The 3,280-nt window shown below is 41.2% G+C and carries 2 protein-coding genes; both read left to right on the top strand.

Annotation, left to right across the window (positions count from 1 at the left end; translation table 11 throughout):
- The first annotated feature begins 161 nt into the window (after positions 1 to 161).
- Positions 162 to 2,939, top strand: coding sequence for a TonB-dependent receptor domain-containing protein (locus ACTF6W_RS07225; RefSeq protein WP_438993869.1), 2,778 nt, complete (start codon positions 162 to 164; stop codon positions 2,937 to 2,939).
- Between the two features lie 28 nt (positions 2,940 to 2,967).
- A complete protein-coding gene (locus ACTF6W_RS07220; RefSeq protein ID WP_438993868.1) occupies positions 2,968 to 3,171 on the top strand; it encodes a hypothetical protein in 204 nt (67 codons plus the stop codon).
- Positions 3,172 to 3,280 lie beyond the last annotated feature (109 nt).

Here is a 3,280-nt window from a genome sequence, read left to right as displayed (position 1 = left end):
CGCAGACACCATTAAGGCAGAGTTAGAGCAAAAATACGCGAACTAAAGTTATTCTATTATTAAATTTTTTTTAGAAGCGTTCTAAAAACATCTTTGAAACTATTGACTTGCTTTGTTAACAGGCATAACATAAATATATATATATATATGGAGCAATCGTTATGCAATTATCCAAGCAGTTGAAAAACACCTCTGCCATTGTCACCCTCTCATTAATTTCCGGATTAACATTACCGTCATCTGCACAACAGGTCGATGATGAAAATGTGGATACTATTTATGTAACTGGTTCCTTTATTAAGCGTAAATCACAAGAAAATTCATCGTCGCCTTTAAATGTAATCTCAACAGGTGACCTTAGTGCGCAAGGGTTAAATACTCTGGGTGACTTGGCACGGAATATGACTTTTAATGCTGGTTCAGAATTAAATACGGATGCCTTTACGCAAAATTTTAGTACAGGAACCAGCAACGTAAACCTTAGAAATCTTGGCCTTAGCTCAACGCTTGTGCTCTTAAATGGTAAGCGTCAAACCTTATCCGCCGCCTATGCTGATGACGGCAGCACTTTTGTTGATACAAGCACATTAATGCCGCTGATTATGGTTGACCGCATTGAAACATTAAAAGACGGCGGCTCCGCCATATATGGTACGGATGCGGTTTCTGGTGTTGTAAACTATATTACGCGTAAAAATTTCACTGGCCTTGAAGTTCAAGCAGGCCTTCAAAGCACAACGTCTGACAGTCAACGTGACTATGATATTTCTGCCATTTGGGGAACCGAATTATCAAATGGTGCGAACTTTGTTATCGCCGGAAGTTTCCTTCACCGCGAAGCATTAAGATCATCAGATAGAAGTGAATTAACATCAGGCACAGGTATATCGGGTTCTGGTCAACCCGGAACACTTATTTTTAGAGATCAAATACCAACCGCCGACCCAACACAGGATTTAAATAACAATGGTTTTATTGACTTATTGCCTGTGATTGACCCTTATTGTGGCACTGCCGATTTATCTAGCACGAACCCACTTGGAGATCCTATTCCAACGAGTGCGACGACGTCAGTAACTCCTGGTAATTGTAATTATCAATTTGATCAATTTTATGATCTTGTCCCTCAAGAACACCGCGTACAAATCTTTACCTCATTCGATAGCGATATTGGTGATACGATGCATTTATATATTGAAGGGGCCTATAATAATAACCAAGCGAGACGTAATAATGCGCCGGCATTTCCGATCGCGTCGCCAGTGCCGGTTGCCGTTGGTGATGGGGCAGGTGGCGTATTACCAAATGTTCCGCTCGAAGTTCAGCCGCTCGTCCAAAACTTAAGTCTTTCCAGTATTTTATTTGTTGGCCGCGTTCAAGGCGCCAACGGTGAACCATTCGTTTCAAACCATGACAATGAAACATTCCGTTTTGCCGGAACTCTTGACGGTTCTATCAATGAACAAATGACTTGGGAAACATCCGTCAGTTACAGTCAAAATAGCTACGGCATTAATGTTGATGATGTTAAGCGTAATGATTATATCAATGCACTCTTGACGGGGGCATTTAACCCCTTTGGTACTGCCTTTACAACCAACCCAAATTCGCAAGCCGCATTAGATGCAATTACAGCCAATAATACTCTGCAAGGTGAAACATCACTTTTCACAATTGATGCGCATCTCACGACGGATGTCGTTGAAATTGGCGACAGTGGTAACATGATCCAATTTGCTTTTGGTGGGCAATTCAGAAAAGAAGAAATGAATTATGATTGGTCAGATGATTATAATGGCGCCTTAGGAGACGGAAGCAACAGCGTCGTTGAAGGACAGCCTTTCTTCCAGGGACCATTAGCCCCTTTCAATGGCGGTAATCTTATGTTCCTCTATGGTGGACCTGATTATGGTGGTGATCGCGATGTTTATGCATTATTCGGTGAATTAGCCATTCCACTTCATGAAACACTCGACTTACAAGTTGCCGCGCGTTACGAAGATTACGGTAGTGGCATTAACAGTTTTGATCCAAAATTTTCTGCATTATGGCGCCCGAACGATTGGGTTTCCGTACGCGGTTCATATAGTACGGCATTTCGTGCACCATCACTTTATAATACCGTTGGCGTTCAAACAGCTTTAAATGAAATAACGGTCGGTGGCACTTCAACCTTTATTCCTGTTACTTCTACAGGAAATACAAATTTGGCACCTGAAGAGGCCGAAGTTATTAATATTGGTTTCTCTCTAAGGCCAACCGATAATACGATATTCAATGTAGACTATTGGCGTTATGATTTCAGCAACTTGATCACACAAGAAAATGCACAGTCCGTGGTTAATAGTGCTCTTGGTGGTGATCCAGCGGCCTTTGCAAAACTTGACTTAAATGATCCGTCGGATCCAGCAACTGTGTTCCGTATTAGAACGGATATTATTAATGCGCCTTCCGTTGTTACGGATGGTATCGATATCAGCACTGCTTATAATTTCGACGTCATCGACGGTGCTACTGTATCTTTAGGCGCCGAAGCGACTTATGTCTTTAAATATGAAGCCATTGACCAAGCTGGTAACGCTTTTGACGGGGCAGGGAGCCGCAACTTTAATAACTTCGCGCGTTCCATGCCGGAATGGAGAGCAAACTTTAATGTCGGATACCGCAACGATAATCATAGCGCAACCATGTTCATTCGTTACATCGATAGTTATCAAGATGATCAGAATAATGTGACCGTGCCAAGTTATACGACCGTGGATCTTCAATATGGTTACACATTTGGCGATCCTGATGACGCACCATTAAGAGCAACGATTGGTGTGATTAATTTATTCAACAAAGCCGTCCCAAGACTACAAACAAACGGTGGCTTTGACAGTAAAGTTCACGATCCACGTCAACGCATGATATACATGAGTTTAAGTAAACAGTTTTAAGATAGGATTTTATAGAATAGGGGGAACGATGCGTAGTTCAATTACAATATTTCTAACAATACTTTGTATTGCTATAATGCCTGCAAATGCAGAAAATGGAAGCCTTAAAGTCGGTGATAAAATTCCAGAATTTCTTGGGATTGATACTGATGGAAATATTATGCTTACAACGGAACATCACGGTAAAATCTTGGTTGTAAGTGTACGTCATCAGGGAAAGTTGGGTTTTTAAGTCTTTATAATAAGAGAGTATTCTGCTCCATCTGTTAATATTATGCGGCCATAGCTTTAATGTGCAAGCGTTTTCGTTTGGCCATTGTTTTTAGTTTAATTTTGTTTCG

The organism is Pseudemcibacter sp., from assembly GCF_965661635.1.
Lineage (GTDB): Bacteria > Pseudomonadota > Alphaproteobacteria > Sphingomonadales > Emcibacteraceae > Pseudemcibacter.
Note: the sequence above shows the minus strand (reverse complement) of the source record. Positions and strands in the feature narration are given on the sequence as shown.